Annotated in this window: 1 protein-coding gene; it reads left to right on the top strand. The window is 66.0% G+C overall.

Annotation, left to right across the window (positions count from 1 at the left end):
• A partial coding sequence (locus HX846_RS36865; RefSeq protein WP_178967421.1) for a response regulator occupies positions 1-686 on the top strand: 686 nt, incomplete at both ends.

Consider the following 686-nt stretch of genomic DNA (forward strand, 5'->3'; position numbering starts at 1 on the left):
GATCAGCCCGCGCCCGCTGCGCAGCGAACCCGGCGAGCCCCTGTCCAGCCGCGCGCCGCGGGTGCTGTGTGTCGACGACAACCCGGCCAACCTACTGCTGGTGCAAACCCTGCTGGAAGACATGGGCGCCAAGGTCCAGGCGGTGGAAAGCGGTTACTCGGCCATCGAGGCAGTGAAGCAGGAAGCCTTCGACCTGGTGCTGATGGACGTGCAGATGCCGGGGATGGACGGTCGCCAGAGCACCGAGGCAATCCGCACGTGGGAAAGCGAACGCCATGGCACACCGCTGCCCATCGTCGCGCTGACGGCCCATGCGATGGCCAACGAAAAACGCGCCCTGCTGCAAAGCGGCATGGATGATTACCTGACCAAACCCATCAGCGAACGGCAACTGGCCCAGGTGGTGTTGAAATGGACCGGGCTGGCCCTGCGCAACCAGGGCCCGGACCGTGGCACCGAAAGTTTCGGGCATGCCACGCAATTGCCGGTGCTGGACCATGAAGAAGGTTTGCGCCTGGCGGCCGGCAAGGCGGATCTGGCGGCAGACATGCTCGCGATGCTGCTGGCCTCGCTGGAAGCGGACCGTGAAGCGATTCGCGTCGCCCGTGACGCCAATGACCGCAACGCACTGATCGAACGGGTGCACCGCCTGCACGGCGCCACCCGGTATTGCGGCGTGCCGCAAC

This window comes from Pseudomonas sp. K5002 (assembly GCF_013386655.1).
Lineage (GTDB): Bacteria > Pseudomonadota > Gammaproteobacteria > Pseudomonadales > Pseudomonadaceae > Aquipseudomonas.